At 57.3% G+C, this 21,056-nt stretch carries 19 protein-coding genes; 13 read left to right on the top strand and 6 right to left on the bottom strand.

Annotated elements, in window-relative coordinates; translation table 11 throughout:
• Positions 1-53 precede the first annotated feature (53 nt).
• The 5 genes from ACFSE1_RS11720 (at position 54) to ACFSE1_RS11740 (ending at position 4,255) form a co-directional block, all read left to right on the top strand.
• Positions 54-815, top strand: a complete 762-nt coding sequence (locus tag ACFSE1_RS11720) for an SDR family oxidoreductase (RefSeq protein ID WP_377401171.1) — start codon at positions 54-56, stop codon at positions 813-815.
• Positions 812-2,848 (top strand): excinuclease ABC subunit UvrC, encoded by a 2,037-nt coding sequence (gene uvrC / locus ACFSE1_RS11725; protein WP_377401174.1) that lies wholly within the window; start codon positions 812-814, stop codon positions 2,846-2,848. The genes ACFSE1_RS11720 and uvrC overlap by 4 nt, the downstream gene beginning before the upstream one ends.
• A gap of 93 nt (positions 2,849-2,941) precedes the next feature.
• The gene (pgsA, locus tag ACFSE1_RS11730) at positions 2,942-3,529 is read left to right on the top strand and encodes a CDP-diacylglycerol--glycerol-3-phosphate 3-phosphatidyltransferase (protein WP_377401177.1); all 588 of its coding nucleotides are present in this window, start codon (positions 2,942-2,944) and stop codon (positions 3,527-3,529) included.
• Positions 3,529-3,783 carry a molybdopterin converting factor subunit 1 gene (moaD, locus tag ACFSE1_RS11735; RefSeq protein WP_377401180.1) on the top strand — a complete coding sequence of 85 codons (255 nt, stop codon included), beginning with the start codon at positions 3,529-3,531 and terminating at the stop codon, positions 3,781-3,783. Before pgsA ends, moaD begins: the two co-directional genes overlap by 1 nt.
• Positions 3,784-3,787: 4 nt before the next feature.
• Positions 3,788-4,255, top strand: a complete 468-nt coding sequence (locus ACFSE1_RS11740) for a molybdenum cofactor biosynthesis protein MoaE (protein ID WP_377401430.1) — start codon at positions 3,788-3,790, stop codon at positions 4,253-4,255.
• 92 nt (positions 4,256-4,347) lie between these two features.
• Here the strand turns inward: ACFSE1_RS11740 and ACFSE1_RS11745 are convergent, their stop codons facing one another.
• From ACFSE1_RS11745 to ACFSE1_RS11755, 3 genes are all read right to left on the bottom strand, one after another.
• On the bottom strand, positions 4,348-5,361 hold the full coding sequence (locus ACFSE1_RS11745) for a zinc-binding alcohol dehydrogenase family protein (RefSeq protein WP_377401183.1): 1,014 nt from the start codon (positions 5,359-5,361) through the stop codon (positions 4,348-4,350).
• Positions 5,362-5,506: 145 nt separating this feature from the next.
• Complete coding sequence (ndk, locus tag ACFSE1_RS11750; protein ID WP_377401186.1) at positions 5,507-5,929, bottom strand: nucleoside-diphosphate kinase; 423 nt, start codon at positions 5,927-5,929, stop codon at positions 5,507-5,509.
• Between the two features lie 111 nt (positions 5,930-6,040).
• Positions 6,041-6,724, bottom strand: coding sequence for a glutathione S-transferase family protein (locus ACFSE1_RS11755; protein WP_377401189.1), 684 nt, complete (start codon positions 6,722-6,724; stop codon positions 6,041-6,043).
• Between the two features lie 143 nt (positions 6,725-6,867).
• Here ACFSE1_RS11755 and ACFSE1_RS11760 point away from each other — a divergent pair, with 143 nt between their 5' ends.
• From ACFSE1_RS11760 to ACFSE1_RS11775, 4 genes are all read left to right on the top strand, one after another.
• Positions 6,868-7,377 (top strand): DinB family protein, encoded by a 510-nt coding sequence (locus ACFSE1_RS11760; protein WP_377401192.1) that lies wholly within the window; start codon positions 6,868-6,870, stop codon positions 7,375-7,377.
• A 60-nt stretch (positions 7,378-7,437) separates the two neighbouring features.
• Entirely contained in the window at positions 7,438-9,324 is a 1,887-nt protein-coding gene (locus ACFSE1_RS11765) for an ABC-F family ATP-binding cassette domain-containing protein (RefSeq protein ID WP_377401195.1), read from the top strand.
• Between the two features lie 423 nt (positions 9,325-9,747).
• The gene (locus ACFSE1_RS11770) at positions 9,748-11,682 is read left to right on the top strand and encodes a HAMP domain-containing methyl-accepting chemotaxis protein (protein WP_377401198.1); all 1,935 of its coding nucleotides are present in this window, start codon (positions 9,748-9,750) and stop codon (positions 11,680-11,682) included.
• A gap of 163 nt (positions 11,683-11,845) precedes the next feature.
• Positions 11,846-12,694 (top strand): polysaccharide deacetylase family protein, encoded by an 849-nt coding sequence (locus tag ACFSE1_RS11775; protein ID WP_377401201.1) that lies wholly within the window; start codon positions 11,846-11,848, stop codon positions 12,692-12,694.
• Between the two features lie 72 nt (positions 12,695-12,766).
• Here the strand turns inward: ACFSE1_RS11775 and ACFSE1_RS11780 are convergent, their stop codons facing one another.
• The 3 genes from ACFSE1_RS11780 to ACFSE1_RS11790 are packed head-to-tail and all read right to left on the bottom strand — an operon-like array spanning position 12,767 to position 15,348.
• A complete protein-coding gene (locus tag ACFSE1_RS11780) occupies positions 12,767-13,366 on the bottom strand; it encodes a nitroreductase family protein (RefSeq protein ID WP_377401204.1) in 600 nt (199 codons plus the stop codon).
• A gap of 34 nt (positions 13,367-13,400) precedes the next feature.
• The gene (locus ACFSE1_RS11785; RefSeq protein WP_377401207.1) at positions 13,401-13,850 is read right to left on the bottom strand and encodes a DNA polymerase III subunit chi; all 450 of its coding nucleotides are present in this window, start codon (positions 13,848-13,850) and stop codon (positions 13,401-13,403) included.
• Positions 13,851-13,857: 7 nt separating this feature from the next.
• Positions 13,858-15,348 carry a leucyl aminopeptidase gene (locus ACFSE1_RS11790; protein ID WP_377401210.1) on the bottom strand — a complete coding sequence of 497 codons (1,491 nt, stop codon included), beginning with the start codon at positions 15,346-15,348 and terminating at the stop codon, positions 13,858-13,860.
• A 169-nt stretch (positions 15,349-15,517) separates the two neighbouring features.
• On the opposite strand from ACFSE1_RS11790, the gene ACFSE1_RS11795 reads away from it, so the two are divergent.
• The 4 genes from ACFSE1_RS11795 (at position 15,518) to ACFSE1_RS11810 (ending at position 21,021) form a co-directional block, all read left to right on the top strand.
• Complete coding sequence (locus ACFSE1_RS11795) at positions 15,518-16,309, top strand: phosphatase PAP2 family protein (protein ID WP_377401213.1); 792 nt, start codon at positions 15,518-15,520, stop codon at positions 16,307-16,309.
• 100 nt (positions 16,310-16,409) lie between these two features.
• Positions 16,410-17,588, top strand: coding sequence for an LPS export ABC transporter permease LptF (lptF, locus tag ACFSE1_RS11800; RefSeq protein WP_377401216.1), 1,179 nt, complete (start codon positions 16,410-16,412; stop codon positions 17,586-17,588).
• The gene (gene lptG, locus ACFSE1_RS11805; RefSeq protein ID WP_377401219.1) at positions 17,585-18,676 is read left to right on the top strand and encodes an LPS export ABC transporter permease LptG; all 1,092 of its coding nucleotides are present in this window, start codon (positions 17,585-17,587) and stop codon (positions 18,674-18,676) included. The genes lptF and lptG overlap by 4 nt, the downstream gene beginning before the upstream one ends.
• Entirely contained in the window at positions 18,676-21,021 is a 2,346-nt protein-coding gene (locus ACFSE1_RS11810; protein ID WP_377401222.1) for an LPS-assembly protein LptD, read from the top strand. Before lptG ends, ACFSE1_RS11810 begins: the two co-directional genes overlap by 1 nt.
• The last annotated feature ends 35 nt before the right edge of the window (positions 21,022-21,056 follow it).

Consider the following 21,056-nt stretch of genomic DNA (forward strand, 5'->3'; position numbering starts at 1 on the left):
TATAATCACGGCAGACCTATAGTGTTGAAATTCAAAAACATGGCAGATGCAGCGTGAAAAACGAAAGAACCGTTCTCGTCACCGGAGGTGCGCGCCGCATGGGACGCGCAATCTGCGAAGATCTTGCGCGTCACGGCTACAGCGTCGCGATCCACGCGAATGGCTCGCTGGCGGAAGCCGAGGCTCTGGCTGAGAGCTTGCGGCGAGACGGGCACCGTGCGGTGGCCCTGCAGGCGGATCTGCTCGATGCCTGCGCGACCGATCGTCTGATCGAGCGGGCGGCAGCGGATCTCGGCCCCATAAGCGGCCTTATCAACTGCGCCTCCATCTTTCAGAAGGACAGCGCAGACAGCTTCCAAGCGCAGACCTATGACAGGCATTTCGGCATTCACGTGCGGGCTCCCTCCATCCTCTCTGCCGCATTGCTGCGTCAGCTGCCGCAGGATAGGCAGGGCTTGATCGTCAACATCATCGATCAGCGCGTCTGGAAACTGACACCGCATTTCTATTCCTACACGCTTTCCAAGGCCGCCCTCTGGACCGCTACGCAAACCTTGGCGCAGGCCTATGCGCCGCGCGTGCGGGTCAATGCAATTGGCCCCGGCCCCTCCTTCAAAAGCGAGAGGCAGGCGCAGGAAGATTTCGACAAGCAGATCGCAGGGCTGATCCTGGAACGCGGCCCGGCTCCGGACGAATTCGGTCGCACGATCCGTTTTCTTTTTGACACTCCGTCCATCACGGGCCAAATGATAGCTTTGGATGGTGGCCAGCATCTGGCCTGGGAAACGCCTGATGTGGCGGAGATCATTGAATGAATGGAACGAAACTGCCTGACGGCGGCGTTCTTTACGACGAAGCGGAAGACGAAGAAGACGATGTAGCGCAGCCGGAGGCTGGCGCTGCCTCCGCTCTGGCCGGGATAGAATGGAATCACGGCTGGCAGAACGAGAACGGCCTCAAAGGGGCCGATCTGATTGCCGAATTCGTGAAGCACCTGCCCAACGCGCCCGGCGTATACCGCATGTTCAACGAGGCGGGCGACGTGCTCTATGTGGGCAAGGCCCGCAGCCTGAAGAAGCGCGTCTCCAACTATGCCCAGGGGCGAGTGCACTCGAACCGTCTTTCCAAGATGGTGCGCGACACTGCGCAGATGGAATTCGTCACGACGCGGACAGAAACAGAGGCGCTTCTTCTCGAAGCGAATCTGATCAAGAGATTGCGTCCGCGCTTCAACGTTTTGCTGCGCGATGACAAGAGCTTCCCCTATATTCTGATCACCGGCGATCACCGTGCACCGGCCATTTACAAGCATCGCGGCGCGCGTGCGCGCAAGGGCGAATATTTCGGCCCTTTCGCCTCAGCCAGTGCCGTTGGCCGCACCATCAATTCCCTACAACGTGCCTTCCTGCTGCGCACCTGCACGGACAGCGTTTTTGAAGCACGCACGCGCCCCTGTCTGCTCTACCAGATCAAGCGCTGTTCCGGCCCCTGCACCCATGAAGTGAGCGATCAGGACTATGCCTTGCTGGTGCGGGAGGCGAAGGATTTTCTTTCCGGCCGCAGCCAGAATGTGAAATCCGCGATTGCGGCTCAGATGGCAGAAGCGTCCGAGGATCTGGATTTCGAACGTGCCGCCGTCTATCGCGACCGGCTGGCGGCGCTCTCGCATGTTCAGAGCCATCAGGGCATCAATCCCGCAGGCGTGGAAGAGGCAGATGTTTTTGCCATCCATCATGAGGCTGGCTTGACCTGCATCCAGGTCTTCTTCTTCCGGGCCGGTCAGAACTGGGGCAACCAGGCCTATTTTCCGAAAGCAGACCCGCAGCTTTCTGGTGCCGAGGTCTTGAATGCCTTTCTGGCCCAGTTCTACGATGACAAGCCGGTTCCCCGGCAGATCCTGCTTTCGGAAACCATTGAGGAACAGGCTCTGCTTGCAGAAGCCCTGAGTGAAAAGGCCGGTTACAAGGTCTCGATCCTCGTTCCGCAACGCGGTGAAAAGAAGGATCTGGCCGAGCATGTTTTGGCCAATGCGCGCGAAGCCCATGGGCGCAAGCTGGCGGAAACCGCCTCGCAAGAGCGCCTGTTGAAAGGCTTTGCAGAAACCTTTGCGCTGCCTTACGTGCCTCGCCGCATCGAGATCTACGATAACTCGCATATCATGGGCACCAATGCGGTGGGCGGCATGGTCGTGGCGGGGCCGGAAGGCTTCGTGAAAAGCCAGTATCGCAAGTTCAACATCAAATCGACGGACATTACCCCCGGCGACGACTTCGGCATGATGCGCGAAGTGATGACACGCCGCTTTTCACGCCTCCTCAAGGAAGAGGGCCTGCCGGATCGTTCCGCAGTGCCGGGCGGTGAAGACGCCGTGGATGCCGGTTTTCCAGCCTGGCCGGACGTCATTCTCATCGATGGCGGACAGGGACAAATGTCTGCCGTGCGCAAAATTCTGGATGAACTTGGCATTCGCGATGTCGTCACCGCCATCGGCGTTGCCAAGGGTGTGGACCGCGATGCGGGGCGTGAACGTTTCTTCGCCGAAGGAAAAAGCGATTTCTCACTTCCGCCGCGTGATCCGGTCCTCTACTTCGTGCAGCGGATGCGCGATGAGGCGCACCGCTTTGCCATCGGCTCCCATCGCGCGCGCCGCAAGAAAGAAATGGTGAAGAACCCGTTGGACGAAATTTCCGGCATTGGCCCCTCCCGCAAACGGGCGCTTCTTCAGCACTTCGGCACAGCAAAGGCCGTTTCTCGCGCCGGAATTACCGATCTGATGGCAGTCGATGGCATTTCGGAATCCGTTGCCAAGCAGATCTATAACCACTTCCATGAGAACCGGGCGGGGTGACGCCATGAGAATGGCACAGATAAAAGCTGATTTTCAGTTGACGCCCTGCTCTGCAAGTATCACTTAAAGGCAGTTGCACTAGACAGGATGACCATGGCTTCGCGCGCATTGAACATTCCCAATCTTCTCACCTATGCGCGCATCGTGGCTGTTCCGATTGTCGTTGCCTGCTTCTTTGTGGAAGGCAAGCTGCAAAGCTCCGACGTGGCACGCTGGACAGCGCTTGGCATCTTCATTGTTGCGTCCATCACCGATTATCTGGATGGCTATCTGGCGCGAATCTGGAATCAGACATCGAATATCGGCCGCATGCTGGATCCGATTGCCGACAAGCTGCTCGTCGCGTCCGTGCTTTTGCTGATGGCAGCAGATGGAACCATTGCCGGCTGGTCGCTTTGGGCGGCCATTACCATTCTTTGCCGGGAAATTCTGGTTTCCGGTCTTCGGGAGTATCTCGCCGCACTGAAAGTTGCAGTGCCAGTCACCCGCATCGCAAAGTGGAAAACCACCATCCAGATGGTGGCCATCGCCTTTCTTCTTGCCGGACCGGCTGGAGACAAGTTCGGCCTCTACACGACCCTTCTCGGCATAGCACTTCTCTGGATTGCTGCGATTTTGACGATCTATACCGGCTATGACTACTTCAAGGCTGGTCTCAAGCACGTGGTGGATGAAGAGTAATGGTCAAGCTGGTTTACTTCGCCTGGGTTCGCGAGCGCATTGACAAGGCCGAAGAAGAGATCGACCTGCCAGACAGCGTGAAGACGGGCCGCGACTTGCTGAATCACCTCAAGACCTTGGGCGAAGGTTATGAAGCCGCGCTTGAATACCCTGAAGTCATTCGCCTTGCCATCAATCAGGAACATGTCGAGCATGACGAGCCGATTGCAGGCGCACGGGAGATCGGGATATTCCCGCCGATGACGGGTGGGTGACATGATCGCCGTGCCACCTACCATCCGCGTCCAGCCTGAGAATTTCGATCTGTCCGCAGAAATCGACCGGCTGACAGCAGAGCGTGCGGATGTCGGCGCAATGGTGACGTTTACCGGGCTCTGCCGCGATGAAGGCGGCAGCCTGAATGCGCTGGAGCTGGAGCATTACCCCGGCATGGCCGAGGCCGAAATGCGCCGCATCGGCCAACTGGCCATCAAGCGCTTTTCGCTGCTGGGGCTTACCGCCATTCATCGCTACGGCAGAATTGCGCCGGGCGAAAACATCGTACTCGTGATCGCTACCGCCTCGCACCGGCAGGCAGCCTTCGATGGGGCGAACTTTGTGATGGACTTCCTGAAAACCGCGGCCCCTTTCTGGAAGAAGGAGCATCTGGCGGATGGATCGCAGGGTGACTGGGTCAGCGCCAAGGACGCCGACGATGCCGCCCGCGACAAGTGGCTCGAGCGATAGGCTGTTGCCTTGACTTGAAGCGCTTGCTGCCAAGCTGCTCCAAAATCTTGGCAGCACCTCCAGTGGTAATGATCACGGGAGGTGCCTGGTGGTCAGAAGCCTTCCAGAACCAGCTTGCCCCTGGCCTTGCCGCTTTCCAGAATGGAATGCACGGATTTGAGGTTGGCCGCATTGACGGGGGAGAGGGTCTCGGTAAGCGTGGTCTTGATCTTGCCAGTGTCGACGAGACCAGCGACCTCATTCAACAGCCTTCCCTGCTCTGCCATATCCTCCGTCTGGTGCATGGAGCGAGTGAACATGAACTCCCAGTGCACAGATGCAGACTTACGTTTGAATGGCATGATATCCATGACCGCCGGATCATCGATCAATCCGAAGCGCCCCTGAGGTGCGAGAAGTTCCGCAATATCGGCCACGTGAACTTGCGTTTCGGTTGTCGAGAACACGAAAGCCGGCTGCCCAAGTCCAAGCGCTTCGACTTGCGGCGCAATGGGTTTGCTGTGATCAATGACTTGATGGGCGCCGAGGTTCTTCACCCATTGCTGTGTTTCGGGCCTGGACGCAGTGGCAATGACAGTCAGCTTCGTCAGGGCACGCAAAAGCTGAATGGTGATTGAGCCAACACCGCCCGCGCCGCCAATGACAAGAATGGCATCGGCTGCACCCGCAACCGGCCGTCTTACATCAAGGCGATCAAACAGCATTTCCCAGGCTGTGATTGCAGTGAGTGGAAGAGCGGCGGCCTGCGCGTGCGAAAGGCTGGAGGGTTTTCGCCCAACGATCCTTTCATCCACCAGATGAAACTCGCTATTGGCGCCCTGCCGATCCAGTGCCCCGGCATAATAGACTGCATCGCCCACCTTGAAGGCGGAAACATCATCGCCGACGGCCACCACTTCACCCGAGACATCCCAACCTAAAACTTTCCATTGGCCTGGCTCCGCGGATGCCCGAGCGCGGACCTTGGTATCGACAGGATTAACCGACACCGCCTTCACCTTGACCAGCAAATCGCGCCCCCTGACTTCAGGAACATCGAGTTCCACATCCACCAGCGCGTCAGGTCGGTCCACGGCACCAGCTGTTTTATAGGCAACGGCTTTCATTCTTCACTCCTTCGCGGGGATCATTGGCCACGTATATATGCCAGCTTTTTCCAAGGCTAAGGGGTGCCAGGAAGTTTCATGAAGAAAGGCCGCCCGCGGTTGCCCACGAGCGGCCTTTTTCAAATCTAATCGATGGACTGAGAAATCAGCCGACGATTTCGGTCTCGGAGAACCAGTAGGCGATTTCCTGAGCAGCGGTTTCCGGAGCATCCGAACCGTGAACGGAGTTTTCGCCGATCGACAGAGCGAAGGTCTTGCGGATGGTGCCTTCAGCAGCCTGAGCCGGGTTGGTGGCGCCCATGATTTCGCGGTTCTTCAGGATTGCGTTTTCGCCTTCCAGAACCTGAACAACGGTCGGGCCAGAGGTCATGCCTTCAACAAGCTCGCCGAAGAAGGGGCGTTCCTTGTGAACAGCGTAGAAGCCTTCAGCCTCGCGCTTGCTCATCCAGACGCGCTTGGAAGCGATGACGCGCAGGCCATTGTCTTCGAAGACCTTGGTGATAGCGCCCGTCAGGTTGCGCTTGGTTGCGTCGGGCTTGATCATGGAGAAGGTGCGTTCAATCGCCATTGCCTGAAAATCCTTGAGTTTGCGGATAAGTGGGCGGTGTTTAGCCGCCCCGAATCATGAAAACAAGGGGGGAACAAGGAATTTCACGCAAGCGTCACATCGAACAGGGCCTCAGGCGACCGCCCTGCCCTTGCCGTCGAACAGGTCAAGGCACCGCTCGAACCAGATGGCAACCGAATGATCAGGCGGAAGAGAGAGCGAACCCGTGGTGATCCTGAGCCACTGCAATGCGCCAAACAATATGTAATCCGCAAAGAGCGGGCTCTCACCGCCCAGATAGGACTGGAACTTGAGCATGTGGCGCATCGGCTCCAGTTGCGCGACAAGGCTTGCAGCAGCATCCGGCTTCATCGCGGCGAAATCCTCCAGCTTCTTGCCCAACCGGCTTTCGCGGCTTTCACGGAAATAGGCCTGATCCTTCTCATCCAGCATATCGTGAATATCCTTGACGGCGAGACGGGTCAGAACCGGATGCACCAGCATTTGCGCATAGCCCTCTACGAAGCGAGAGAGCGCCTTGCCTCCTTCTCCACCGAACAGGCTCGGTCGGTTGGGGTAGGTTTCTTCGAGGTAGAGAGCGATATCGAAACTGTCACGGATAAGGAGATCGCCATCGCGCAGAACTGGAACCGTTTTGGAGAAGCCGTTTTCGACATTCGGCACTTCGGTAAACGGCACCGGCCTTTCGATGAACTCCAGGCCCTTGTGCTGCAGCGCCATGACGACTTTCCAGCAATGCGGCGAAAACGGGCGATTTTCATCGCGGCCACACAGCGAATAAAGAATTCTGGTCATGGTTCTCTGCTCCCGGTTCGATCTCTGACTTTAAAGTAGTGGAGCCAAAGCGCCTGTCGATCCAATGACATAATTTCATGAGTTCGATCAGGCATTCTTCTGCAATTCACTTTTAGTCTCCATCTTTATGGACGGAGAAGACCATGCTGACGCATTTCAGGATGTTTGCCGATTACAATCGCTGGGCCAATGCCCGACTTTACGATGCCTGTGCTCTGCTGAGCGAAGAGGAATTCCGGGCAGACAAGGGCGCATTCTTCGGCTCTGCGCAACGTAGCTTGAACCACCTGCTTGCCGCTGACCGAATCTGGCTGAAACGCTTTACCGGCACGGGTGAGGCCCCGACCGCGCTTGACGCCGTACTTCATGAAAGCTTCTGCGATTTGCGCACCGCCCGCGAAGCGGAAGACCAGCGCATCATCGACTGGGTCGATAGCCTGACGGAGGCCGATCTCTCTGCAATCATTTCCTATTCAACGCTGACCATGCCGGGAAAGATCGAGCAGCCGCTTGGCCCGATCCTCGCGCATCTGTTCAATCACCAGACCCACCATCGCGGGCAGGTTCACACGATCCTCACCTCGCTTGGCCAGCCATCCGTGGTGCTGGATCTCATCTATTTCCTGCGGGGGGAAGGCACGCGGTGGCAATAAGCAAGACCGGCCCCCTGCGCACTCTTGCATAGACCTTAAACTTCGGCCAAAACCCCGGCCATGATTACGATTACAGATCTTTCCGCGCGCATTGCCGGTCGCCTTCTTCTCGATCACGCCACCGTCAGCCTGCCCACAGGCACGAAGGCAGGGCTGGTGGGCCGCAATGGCGCGGGAAAATCCACCCTTTTCCGCATCATTACCGGTGATCTGGCGGCGGAAAGCGGCGCGGTTTCCCTGCCGAAAAATGCGCGCATCGGCCAGGTGGCGCAGGAAGCGCCTGGCACGGAAGACCCTCTGATCGAGATCGTGCTGGCTGCCGACAAGGAGCGTACAGCGCTTCTGAAAGAGGCTGAAACGGCAACAGACCCGGACCGCATTGCGGACATCCAGATGCGGCTGGTGGATATCGACGCCCATTCGGCGGAAGCACGCGCGGCAAGCATTCTCGCCGGCCTTGGCTTCGACGCCGAGGCGCAGCGCCGCCCCGCCTCTTCTTTTTCCGGTGGCTGGCGCATGCGCGTGGCGCTGGCTGCCGTGCTGTTCTCGCAGCCCGATCTTCTGCTGCTGGATGAGCCGACCAACTATCTCGATCTGGAAGGCACGCTCTGGTTGGAAGATTATGTGCGCCGCTACCCGCACACAGTGGTTATCATCAGCCATGATCGCGACCTCCTGAACAATGCCGTCAATGCCATCGTCCATCTCGACCAGAAGAAGCTGACCTTCTATCGTGGGGGCTATGACTCGTTCGAGCGCCAGAAGGCGGAAAACGACGAGTTGCAGATGAAGGCGAAAGCCAAGAACGATGCCGCCCGCAAGCATCTGCAAAGCTTCATCGATCGCTTCCGCGCCAAGGCCACCAAGGCTCGCCAGGCGCAAAGCCGCATCAAGGCGCTGGAACGCATGGGTACGGTTGCCGCCGTGATCGAGGATCACGTGCAGCCGATAACCTTTCCGGAACCGGACAAGCAGCCCTCCTCTCCCATTGTCGCCATCGAAAAGGGCGTGGTGGGCTATGAGCCGGGCAAACCGATCCTGAAGAACATCAATCTACGCATCGACAACGATGACAGGATCGCCCTGCTGGGTTCAAACGGCAATGGTAAATCCACCTTCGCCAAGTTCATTTCCGGACGTCTGGAGGCGCAGGCGGGCAGCTTGAGAACCGCGCCCAATCTCAAGATCGGCTTCTTTGCCCAGCACCAGTTGGACGATCTGATCCCGGAGCAATCGCCTGTCGATCACGTCCGGCGCCTCATGCCGGACCAGCCGGAGGCGAAGGTTCGCGCACGCGTGGCGCAGATGGGCTTGGCGACGGAGAAAATGGATACTGCCGCCAAGGATCTTTCCGGGGGTGAAAAGGCCCGTCTCCTGATGGGTTTGGCAGCCTTTCATGCCCCAAACCTCTTGATCCTCGACGAACCGACGAACCATCTGGACATCGACAGCCGCCGCGCCCTGATTGAGGCGCTGAACGATTACAACGGCGCGGTAATCCTCATCTCGCATGACCGCCATCTCATCGAGGCGACGGTGGACCGGCTTTGGCTGGTCAATAACGGCACAGTCGCCCCGTTCGAAGGTGATCTGGAAGAGTATCGCAATATTATTGTCGCTGCCTCCCGCAAGAAAGACGAGAAGCCGTCGAACGAGCTTCAGGAAGCGGTTTCAAAATCTGACCAACGCAAGGCCAATGCAGAAAAACGTGCTTCTCTTGCTCCGCTGAAGAAACGGATAAACGATGCAGAAGCGCTGACCGCTAAACTGGAAAAGCTTATCCAAACTTTGGATGCAGAGCTTGCTGATCCAAGACTTTACGAGCAATCGCCTACAAAAGCAGCAGAAAAAGCCAAGCAAAGAAGCGATGCGGCTGAAAAGTTGGCAGAGACGGAAGAATTGTGGCTTGAACTGTCGGCCGAATATGAAGAGGCTCTCTCTGCTTAAATTTCTTTTCCTAGCTTTCATCAAATAAATATATTCACTCCTTCGTCCTTCGTATTTCATGATACATAATCATGAGGCGAAAATTTGAGACTTCATTGCAAGACTGCATCGAATTCCTGTTGCAGCTTTAGCGATATTTTAAAGAAGTGACTACATCATAATGTAGAACTTAATGCTGCTGATGCACGGAAAATCTGTGCTGGGGCTGTTAACAGGGCTTTGCCTCGCCCAGAGGGCAAAAGCCGAGACATCGCATTTTATTGCTGCTCGCGTTCGTTTCGAACCTGCGAGAATTTATGTCCGTGCCTGCACAGCAACGCACGTCGTTTCTGTGTGTCTGCATCAGAGCTTATGAAAGCTCCCAAGCCATATTCGGGCGGGTTCCATGAAGGCGCCGCGCCCCAGCACTCAGTGGATGCCAAAATGTTCCAATCCATGTCGCTGAAGACCTCTCTGACCTGCGCCTTCGCATTGCTTCTTTGCCTTCTTCTGCTGCAGGGAGGGTTTGCCCTATCCTCGATGCGTAGCATTTTCGGCAATGTCGATGGCTTGGCCAACGATGCTGTTCCCAGCGTCGATATCACGAACCGGCTGAACATTTCGATTGCGAACCTGCGCGGGCTGCAAACGCGGCACATCCTGACCACAGACCCGCAGGCCATGGAAGAGACCGATGCATCCCTGACAAAGGAAGTGAAGAAACTTAAAGAGCGCATGGCCATCTATGCGCCGATGGTTTCGCTTGAGGTGGAAAAACTTGCCTTCGCAGGTTTTACCAAAGCGGCGGAAGAATATCTCGCCCTGAATGACAAGCTGGTTGCCCTCTCCCGTGCTGGCAAGAAGCAGGAAGCTGCCAACCTGCTGACGGGAGATATGGTGAAGAGCTATGATCAGATGGATAATTTCGCGGATGAATTCCGGGATGCCAATGTCGCGGCTGCGAAGCAGATGTATGCCGATAGTGCCGCCAGCTTCAGCCGCTCCGTGATTTCCAATGGCCTCGTCCTGCTGGTCGGCGTTATCGCCGGAATCACAGCAACTCTTTTCGTTATCAGGGAAGTCTCCCGACCGATCGACAGGATCACGCAATTGATGCGTCGTCTGGCCTCGGCAGATTTCGCCATGGACATACCCTTCATCAACCGGCGCAATGAAATCGGCGAAATGGCCAAAGCCGTTCAGGTATTCAAGGAAAACGGTATTCGCATCCGGGATCTGAGCGAGCAGGAAGCCAGCTACGGACAGAAATGCGAGGAGTTGCGCCGGGATATCGGTGACATGGTGGGTGCTGCCTTGCGGGGCGACTTCACCCGGCGCATGAGCATCACCTATCATTTCGACGAACTGAATGCCTTCGCCTCTGCCATGAACGAGCTGGTGGCCTCCATTGACGGCGGCTTGGGCGAAACACGCCGCGTGATGAGCGCACTGGCACAAGGCGACCTGACGGAGGGAATGCGCGGCGCGTTTCACGGCGCTTTTGCCGAACTGCAAAACAACGTGAATGCCACGATGGAATCGCTGCGGATCGTCGTGCAGGAGGTGCGGCAGTCTGTTGACCAGATCAATTCCGGCTCTGACGAGCTGCGCACAGCCTCCGACGACCTGGCCAAAAGAACCGAGAGGCAAGCGGCAGCACTTGAAGAAACCTCCTCTGCCCTCGAAGAGATTACGACGGCAGTCGGACGCTCGACACAACGGGCCACCAACGCAGCACGCAAGGTCGATGATGCCCGCCACAGCACAGAGCAATCTCGCAAGGTGGTGGATGACGCCATCTCAGCCATGCAACGCATCGAGGCTGCGTCGGGCCAGATCAGCCAGATCATCAATGTCATTGACGAAATCGCCTTCCAGACCAACCTGCTGGCCTTGAATGCAGGCGTGGAGGCCGCCCGCGCAGGCGAGGCAGGCAAGGGCTTCGCCGTCGTTGCCCAGGAGGTTCGCGAGCTGGCGCAACGGTCAGCCGTGGCGGCCAAGGATATCAAGGCGCTCATTACAAAATCGGGTGAGGAAGTGGATGCAGGAGTGCGGCTCGTCATGGCAACGGGCGATGCTCTGTCACAGATCCGCGTTCATGTGGACGGGATCAACGAGGAAGTCCATTCCATCGCAGCAACCTCCCAGGAACAGAGCAGCAGCCTTATCGAAATCAACACCGCCATCGGCCAGATGGACCAGGTTACGCAGCGCAACGCGGCCATGGTGGAAGAAACGACGGCCGGCACTGTGAAACTGGCGGATGACGCACGCCAGCTGTTTGCACTGATCTCCCGCTTCAAACTGGAAAAGCGCAATGCACCTGCAAGCTCCGTTCCACGACAAGGCCTGCAAGTTGCGGCGGGTGGCCGCCGGTAGTGCCGCCTGAACAGGCGACACTCACCGCGCTAGCCTTATGACATTTGGCGTTTCCGGCGACTTTCTGCTCGGCCCAGCGAAAGGGAAATAAACACGAAATTAACCAAGTTCGACTTAAGTACAGAGGCTTTTCAACCTCTTATCTCTTCCTTCGAGTCGGTTCATGTTTCTCCGCGCCCTTTGCGTTGCCTCAACCCTTGCCTGCCTTCTTACCTCTTGCGCAGGGCGCCCAGCCACTGAAGGCGGAACACTCGTTTCCGCCTTCGCCGCAGCTCCGGCTGCTGCAAATCCCGGCAGAGCGGATGCCCATGATCCGGTTCCGCTGACGCCGGTTGCCTGGGGCAGGCTGAACAATCCAAACGGCTTGGCCGGACGGACAATCGAGGTTGCGTCTCTCGATGATCTGAAGCTGCGGGAAAAGGAAGTGGCCCTCACCTTCGATGACGGGCCGATGCCCAAGAAGACAGAAAAGATCCTGGCCACTCTGGACCAGTACGGCGTGAAGGCGACCTTTCTGATGGTCGGCGAGATGGCGAAAGCGCATCCGGACATTGCCAAGCTCGTTGCACGCAATGGCCATACCATCGGAAGCCATACCTATCGTCACCCTAATCTGCGCACCCTCTCCTTCCAGGCCGCGATTGCCGAGATTGAAGAGGGTCGCCGCGCCGTCAGCGCCGCGACAGAACAGGAGGTGGGCTTTTTCCGATTCCCCTATCTTGCAGACAACAAAAGCCTGCGCAGTTGGGTGGCCCGGGACGGCATGGTGGTGCTGGATGTTCAGGTGGATTCAAAGGATTACTTCGCCGATTCTCCAGCCGCCGTTGCAACCCGGACCATGAATGCGCTCCGAGCCCACGGGCGCGGCATCATTCTGCTTCACGATATTCATCATCGCACCGCCGCCATGCTGCCTGCCTTGCTGACCCAGTTGAAGGCGGAGGGTTACAAGGTTGTCAGTCTGCACCGCGCAAAGCCCGCACCCTTCCTCACGGCATCGCTTTCCCACTGAGAGAGAATGCCCTCTGACCTCACGAAACCAGGGGCACCTCCAGTAAAGCGACAAGGTTTCCGAAGAAACTCTCTAGACTGAAGCCTTGAACTTGCCGTGGAAGGCTCTCAAGGCGAGCGGATGGCGCGGGCTTGCCAGCTCACGCGCTTGCAGCGCTTCCGGCAGGCTTGCCGGATCACCCTGCTGACCGACGGCGACGGTGGCATGCAGCACGTAACCCTCCGGGAGGCCGACCGCCTGCGCCATCGCCAACGTATCGAATCCGGCCATGGCATGGGCTGCGAACCCCGAGATATGCGCCTGCAAAGCGAGATAGCCCCAGGCCGCACCCGTATCGAATGCATGCGTCCCATTCTCAACCGGCTCTGTTTTTCCGGGGGGAACCGAGTGGGTTTGGCTGGCCACAACCACCAGGGCACTGGCATTCTTCGCCCAGCTCTGATTGGCAGGCACAAGCGCTCCCAGGATCGCATCCCAGCTCTCGTCATTCCTCAAGCTATAGACAAACCGCCAAGGCTGCGCGTTGAAGGCTGAAGGAGCCCAGCGCGCCGCTTCCAGAATGGTCAAAAGATCCTGCTCGCTCATTTCCGCGTCCGTAAAGGCGCGCGGAGACCAACGGCCGGGAAAAAACTCGGCAACGGGATGATCTGCTTTCCGGGTATTTGCCGTCATGTCTTCTCCAATCTCATCGTCGTTCGAACCCTGCTCAAGCCTTTTTCACCCAGCGCCCTTCCGGCGATTGCTGCCAATAGGTGAGCTGGTGGCCCTCGCTTTTCAGCCGCTTCCAGTGGCCGCGCGCCCCCTCAAGCTGATCCGCATCATAACCGTCGAACATGAAGACAACACGCTCATACTCACTCAGATCAGGAGGTGTGGCACCGTCCACGATGAAGCGGACTGTTGCCAGATTCGGGTTCTCGCCCGTCGCGGTGATGAGGATGGGCTGATGTTCAGGCATGGCGACCTGATCTGTGCCATGCGCCAGAAAACTGTCGTCCCGAAATGTCCAGAGGTGCTGATCCAGCAATTGCAGGCGCTCCTCGCTGGCGGTTTGCAGCACCACGCGCCAGCCCCGCTCCACGCTCTTTTCGAGCAGCGACGGTAGCGCGTCCTCCAGCCTTGATTCCGTCAGATGATAGAACAGCACCTCGGTCATTGCGCGGTCACGCCTCGTAACGATCGCGAATCAACTGATCGAGAAGACGCACGCCGTAACCGGACCCCCAGGACTGGCTGATCTCATTGGACGGAGATGCCATCGCAGTGCCAGCAACATCAAGGTGAGCCCAGGGCGTTTCGCCGACGAACCGCTTGAGGAATTGCGCGGCGGTAATGGAACCGCCATAGCGCCCGCCGGTATTCTTCATGTCCGCGAATTTGGAATCGATCAGCTTGTCGTATTCCTTGCCCAGCGGCATCCGCCACAGCTTTTCGCCCGTCTTCACGCCGGAAGCCAGCAGCCCCTCGGACAGATCGTCGTCATTGGAGAAGAGGCCCGCATGAATATTGCCAAGCGCAACCATGATTGCGCCAGTCAATGTGGCGAGGTTCACCATGAAGCGCGGCTTGAAACGGTCGTTGCAGTACCAGAGCGCATCCGCCAGCACGAGGCGGCCTTCCGCATCCGTATTGATGATTTCAATGGTCTGGCCGGACATGGATGTCACGATATCGCCGGGACGTTGAGCATTGCCGTCCGGCATGTTCTCGACAAGGCCCAGAATGCCAACCGCATTCACTTTCGCCTTCCGTGCGGCGAGAGTGTGCATGAGGCCGATGACAGCGGCAGCGCCGCCCATATCACCCTTCATGTCTTCCATATTGGCCGCTGGCTTGATGGAGATGCCACCGGTATCGAAAACGACGCCTTTGCCGACAAAGGCCAACGGCGCGTCCCCCGTCTTGCCGCCCTTCCACTGCATGACAGCCAGCCTTGGCGGACGGACGGAACCTTGCGCCACACCAAGCAAGGCGCCCATGCCAAGCGCCCGCATTTCAGCTTCCGTCAGGATTTCCACATCAACCCCGAGCGTGACAAGCGCCTTGGCATGCTCTGCAAATTCGATCGGGCCGAGGATGTTCGGCGGCAGATTGACAAGTTCACGCGCCAGGTTGACGCCTCCGGCAACCGCTTTTGCGTCACCAAGAAGATTGTGCGCATCTCCATGGGCCGAGGTTACAATGGTCACCGCAACGCTTTGCTCGGCTTTCTCCTCATCCTCATCCTTCTTCGTTTTGAAACGGTCGAAATTATAGGCTCTGAGCAGCATTCCGAGCGCGAAATCCGCAGCTTGCCGGGCTGAGACCGACAGGCCGGGAGCATCGAGGAAAATGGTGACAGACCCAACGCGCTTGACCAGGCTTGCCGCCTTTCCACCCGCACGCAGCCAATCGAATTCAGTCATGGCATCGGCCTTGCCGAGCCCGAGAACGCAAATGCGGTCAAACGGCGATTGATAAGGCGCAATAAGATCCAGCACTGTCATAGATTTGGCACGAAAGGTGGCTACTTCGGCAGCGCGCTGACGGACCAGGGCAGGATCGGCTATTGCTGCTCCTGCCGGTTCAGTCTCACCCGCCAGTTGAAGAAGGATGGCAAGCTTGGACTGTGAATCAGCGGTGGCTGCGAAGCGGATATCGAAGGTGGAGGACATTTCTTCTCCCTGGGCATTGATAATGAAGCGTGCCAGCCATTTGGAGTGGACAAACACCACGGCAAGATATGAATCGGTGAGAATCAATTTACCGTGTCGCGCAATTGCTTGCCACTGACAAAGCAACACCCGTAGAGTGATCGCAAAAGGCAGGGAGGCCTCAGCGGAGTTGGCGGATATCTTTCAAACCCGCGCATCCATGACACTGGACAGCGTGGTCTCACTATGCAGGCGGCCTCTCACATGGCTCATCGTTCTTTTCTGTCTCTGGTGGGCGCTGCTGGCCGTTTTCTATGCATTTCCGCAGATAGATATCTGGGTGTCTGAGCAATTTTTCCTGAAGGGGGCGTGCCTTTCGGAAAGTCCATTAAGCGGCATTTGCGGCAGCTTTCCCTATGCCGGAGAAGAGCTGCTGATTCATGTGCGACGCCTCTATTTCTATCTCCCCGTTGCCGCGGCCGTTCTCCTCGCCCTGGCCATCGTGCGGAATCTCCAGCATCACGGCGCCACCTATAATGCAAAGGCAACCCGCCAATACTGGATCGCGCTCGTCTCCGGCGCTCTCGGCCCCTATCTTCTCGTCAATCTGATCCTGAAGACGATCTCAGGCCGCCCTCGGCCGTACCAGACGGACTTCTTCGGCGGCGCACATCAGTTCACCGCTGCCGGAACACTTGATGGATCATGCCTCAACAACTGCTCCTTCATTTCCGGCGAAGCGGCTGGTGCGGGCTGGATGGCATGTCTCATCGTGCTGCTTCCACCGCGGCTTCGGCTGTTTCTCGGGCCGCCGCTCATCGCCTTTTGTCTCGTCTCACCCTTCCTGCGGGTCGGATTTGGCGGCCACTATCTCTCGGACGCGGTGCTTGGCTTCCTCTCTTCCTGTGTCGTCTATGCAGCGGTGACGGTGTACTACGGGACACAGGTGGAAAAAAATCGGTGGTCGAAGGCCGGATTGTGATGGCGAGCCTGTCGCCTTTGCCACACAAATTGCGTAAGAGCCGATTAGGGCGCGCTGAACGGCCTCGCAGCCGTCATGGATGTCGGTATATCGGACCCTTATGAAGATACTAGAACGCTACATCTTCCGGCGCGCATTCCAGATGTTCCTCATCACTCTGGTGCCTGTGCTCACAATCATCTGGACGATCCAGGTGCTTGGCCGCATTAATCTGGTGACTGATACGGGCCAATCCATGGGCTCATTCATGACGCTCGCCAGCTTCATTCTACCAACGATTATTCCGGTCGTTTTGCCATTCGCCATCGTCATTGGCATTACCCAGACGCTGAATGGCATGAACAATGATTCGGAACTGGCCGTCATCGATGCCGCCGGGTCGGCACGTTCGATCATCTACAAGCCCGTCATGATCCTGACTGTGACGATGGCTGCGCTTTCATTCCTGATCACCAATTTCGTTGAGCCTCCGGCCCGCGTCAAAGCGCGAGAAATGGTGGCCGCGGCCTATGCAGATCTGCTCTCGTCGGTGATTGAGGAGAAAACGTTCCGCAGCATTGAAGATGGACTCTACGTGCAGATTTCAGAGCGCCATTCTGGCCGGGTGCTGACTGGCATCTTCATGGTGGATTATCGCGATCCCAATATGGATCTCATCTACTACGCTCGCGAGGGTTCTATTGCCGAAGATGGCAAGACGCTGACCATGCGTGACGGTGAAGTGCATCGCAAGACCCCGGAAGGGCGCATCTCCATCGTGAAATTCCTGTCCTACGCCTTCGATCTGTCGTCGATGACGGAATCAACCGACGGCGCGCCGGTTTTTGCAAGCGACAGAAGCTTGAGCTTCCTTCTGCATCCGGATCCGACCGACAAAACCTTTCTTGCAGCGCCGGGCAGCTTCCGCTCGGAATTGCATCGCCGGCTTGCCGACTGGATGTTGCCCGTCGTCTTCGGTCTGATTTCCCTGGTGGTCGCAGGCAGCGCAAGATCGAGCCGGCGCACACGCCTACACCCGATGGTCGCCGCCTTGATTCTCTGTTTCTCACTTCGATGGCTGACCTTTTATGTGACCAATCTGGCAAAGACCACGCCTGAGGCTGTCATTCTGATTTACGCCATTCCGGCAGCATTTGCCCTTCTGGCGATCTTCATGCTGGCAACCAACAGGCAGCTTGCAGCCCCTGCCTTCCTGCTGCGTCCATTCAATTTGCTGGCCCATGGTGCACGCAAGCGTGTTGGTGCCATCAAGGCCAAGGGCCAGGGAGGTGCATCATGATCGCGGCTCCCACGCTCTCACGCTACTTCTTCAAGCGCTATATGATTACCGCCATCTGGTTCTTTCTCGGTGTATGCGGCATCATTTTCCTAGCGGATTTCAGCGAGACAAGCCGTCGCATGGGTGGCTTCGTAGGCTACACGGTTCCGGGCGGCCTGCTGATGAGTGCGCTGCGTCTGCCGCTGATTTTTCAGCAAACAGTGCCAACGCTGACGCTTTTCATTGGCATGACGACGCTGATAACGTTGAACCGGCGATCGGAACTTGTGGTCACCCGGGCCGCCGGTCTTTCCGTATGGCAATTCGTGCTGCCCTTTGTAGCAGGTGCCTTTCTCATTGGCGTTGTAACAACGGTTATCGTCAATCCCATCGCGGCCTGGGGCCAGGATTTCGCGACGAATCTGGAATCAGATTGGCGCAAGGCAAGCAATGCATCCAAGCCTTCGAACTTTCTTCCCTGGCTGAGGCAGATCGACGGTAATGACGATACGGTTATCGGCGCAAAGAGCTTTGAAGACGGCGGCACAAAACTGTTCAATGTTGTGGTTTTCCACTTCGACCAGAACGGTAGAGTTACCCTGCGTCAGGATGCAACCACAGCCACCTTGGAAAATGGTTACTGGCAGCTTAACAACGTTCTCGAGACGCGAACCGATGCACCGCCTGCGCGGGTAGCGTCGGCGCAAGTTCGGACGAATCTTAAACAGGAGTTCCTTCAGGAGTCCGTCACCAAACCCGAAAGCGTTGCTTTCTTTGACATTTTAAGAAAAATTGAGGTAGCAAAGTCTTTTGGCATTTCCACCAAGGCTCTCGAAACCCAATTCCATTCGCTTATGTCCTTGCCGCTTCTTCTGGTGGCAATGACGCTTATCGCAGCAACGGTCTCTCTTCGTTTCAGCCGCATGGCGCAATCGCGCTCGGTGATTCTGGGTGGAATCGTTTGCGGCTTCGTGCTTTATGTTGTGTCTGTGCTTGTAAAAGCATTCGGAAGCAGCGGGGTCGTTCCTCCCTTCGTGGCGGTCTGGTTACCAGTCGTCGTCGCCTTGGCGCTGGGAGCGACAATCCTGCTTCATCAGGAGGATGGCTAGTGGCGGTAATTGACCGCGGGAATAACAGACGGCTTTTCGCAGCCCTGCTGACCAGCTTGGCTGTGTGTGTTGCGGCTGCCTACCCGTTGCCCGTTTTCGCGCAGGGCTCACCCCTTGCACCCGAGGCTGCCGACGGAGCAAAGATGCTCCTGCGCGCAAATGACCTGACTTATAATCAGGATACGCAACGCGTCACCGCCAATGGCGGCGTGCAGATTTATTACAATAAATACCGCATGGTGGCGCAGCGGGTCGAATACGATCAGAATACCGGTCGTGTGATGGCCACGGGCAATATCGAATTGATCGAGCCCGGCGGCAATCGCATCTATGCCGATTCGCTGGACGTGACCGATAATTTCGGCGAAGGCTTCGTGAACTCGCTACGCGTGGAAACCACAGACAACACGCGCCTGTTGGCCGAGAGCGCAGAGCAGTTGCCTGAAGACCTGATGGTCCTGAACAACAGCGTGTATACGGCCTGCTTGCCTTGCGCCAAGCGCCCGGATCGTGCGCCTCTTTGGCAGGTGAAGGCACAGCGCGTTATCCGCGATGGAAAGGCTCATACGATTCGTCTGGAACACGCCAAATTCGAACTCTTTGGCATGCCGATCGGCTACCTGCCCTTCGTGACGGTTCCCGATGAAACTGTCGAACGCAAATCCGGTTTCCTGTTCCCCCGCGCCAGCGTGACAGACAAGCTCGGCGTCGGCATCACGGTTCCCTATTACCATGTCTTCTCGCCAAGCATGGATGCCACAATCACGCCGACCTATTACACCAAGCAGGGTCTGCTGCTGCAGGGCGAGGTGCGCAATCGCTTCGAGAGTGGCGATCACACGTTCCGCTTTGCTTTCATCGATCAGAAAAGCCCGCGTGGCTTCGCCGCTGGTACCAGCGACGATGTCGAGCAACGTGGCATGGTTGCTTCTACAGCCCGATTCGAGATCAATCCGCGCTGGGCGTTCGGCTGGAACGTGATGCACCAGACGGATAACAACTTCTCCTACACATACAAGCTGACGGGCACGTCTGCATCGCCCTTCACGAATGACATCTATCTGACGGGTATCGGACAGCGGAATTACTTCGATCTGCACAACTACTATTTCGATATTCAGGATACGAGCAAAAGCAAGACGCCTGAAAAGCAGCAGGCAATTGTCTATCCTTCGCTCGATTATGTCTATTACGCTCCTGAACCTGTTGCAGGCGGTGAGCTTTCCATCACCACCAACTTCACGAACCTCTCCCGGCGTCAGGATGATTTCTACGCCCTGGGCAACACAGCGCGCTATCGCGGACTGGAGGGCAGCTACAGCCGTTTCTCAACGGAAGCGGAGTGGAAGCGGACCTTCACGACCGATGAAGGCTTGTTGTTGACGCCTCTGCTGGCGGCACGCGGCGATCTTCTGCGCCAGACAGGCGATGCACCGCCAAGCTTCTCCGGCGTAAACAATCTTGGCGTGCCGGTCACCTATAACTACAATGGTGACTTCTCTAACGATGGCGGGAACGCCCGCTATATGTTGACGGCTGGACTTGAAGCGCGCTACCCGATCCTTCTCGAGGCGGCTAACAGCACGCATGTGCTGGAGCCTGTGGCACAGATATTTGCGCGCCCGAATGAACAGCTCGCTGGCGGCGTAATGAATGAAGACTCGCAAAGCTTTGTCTTCGACGCGACATCGCTTTTCGACCGCGACAAGTTCTCCGGCTTCGACCGCGTTGAAGGCGGCACCCGTGCCAATGTCGGCCTCCGCTACAACGGAAGCTTCGACAATGGCATCGGGCTTCGCGGTATTGTCGGGCAGTCCTATCAGTTGGCAGGTTTGAACTCCTTTGCCACACCCGACCTCGTCAACGTTGGGGCTGATTCCGGCCTTGAAACCGATGTGTCCGATTTCGTTGCCATGGCCGCTGTTGACCTGCCGCAAGGATATAGCATTCAGGGTCAGGGGCGCTTTGACGAAAAGACACTGGATCTTCGCCGTGCTGACGCTGCGATCACGTATAACCTGCCCCGCGTCAGCGGAAGCTTGATCTATACCAACATCGCGGCTCAGCCGGATTACGGCAATCCCTCCGATCGCCAGTATCTGAAGAATGCAAGCAGCCTTCGGATCAACGAGTATTGGTCCTTGTCCGGCTCGGCCACCTGGGATTTGAACAATGATCGCGTCATCCGTCGCGGTGTTGGGCTTACCTATGCCGACGAATGCACGATCTTTACAGTTGCTTACGCGGACAAGCCGGCAAGCACCTCTGCCAATGATTGGTCAGTCACAGCGCGGCTCAGCTTCCGCACACTGGGCGACATCAACATCGGCGGCCAGACGGATTGATTTCCTAAAAATGATTGGACAGGGTGAACGTCATT

This window comes from Affinirhizobium helianthi, assembly GCF_042680945.1.
GTDB classification, from domain to species: Bacteria; Pseudomonadota; Alphaproteobacteria; order Rhizobiales; family Rhizobiaceae; genus Neorhizobium; species Neorhizobium helianthi.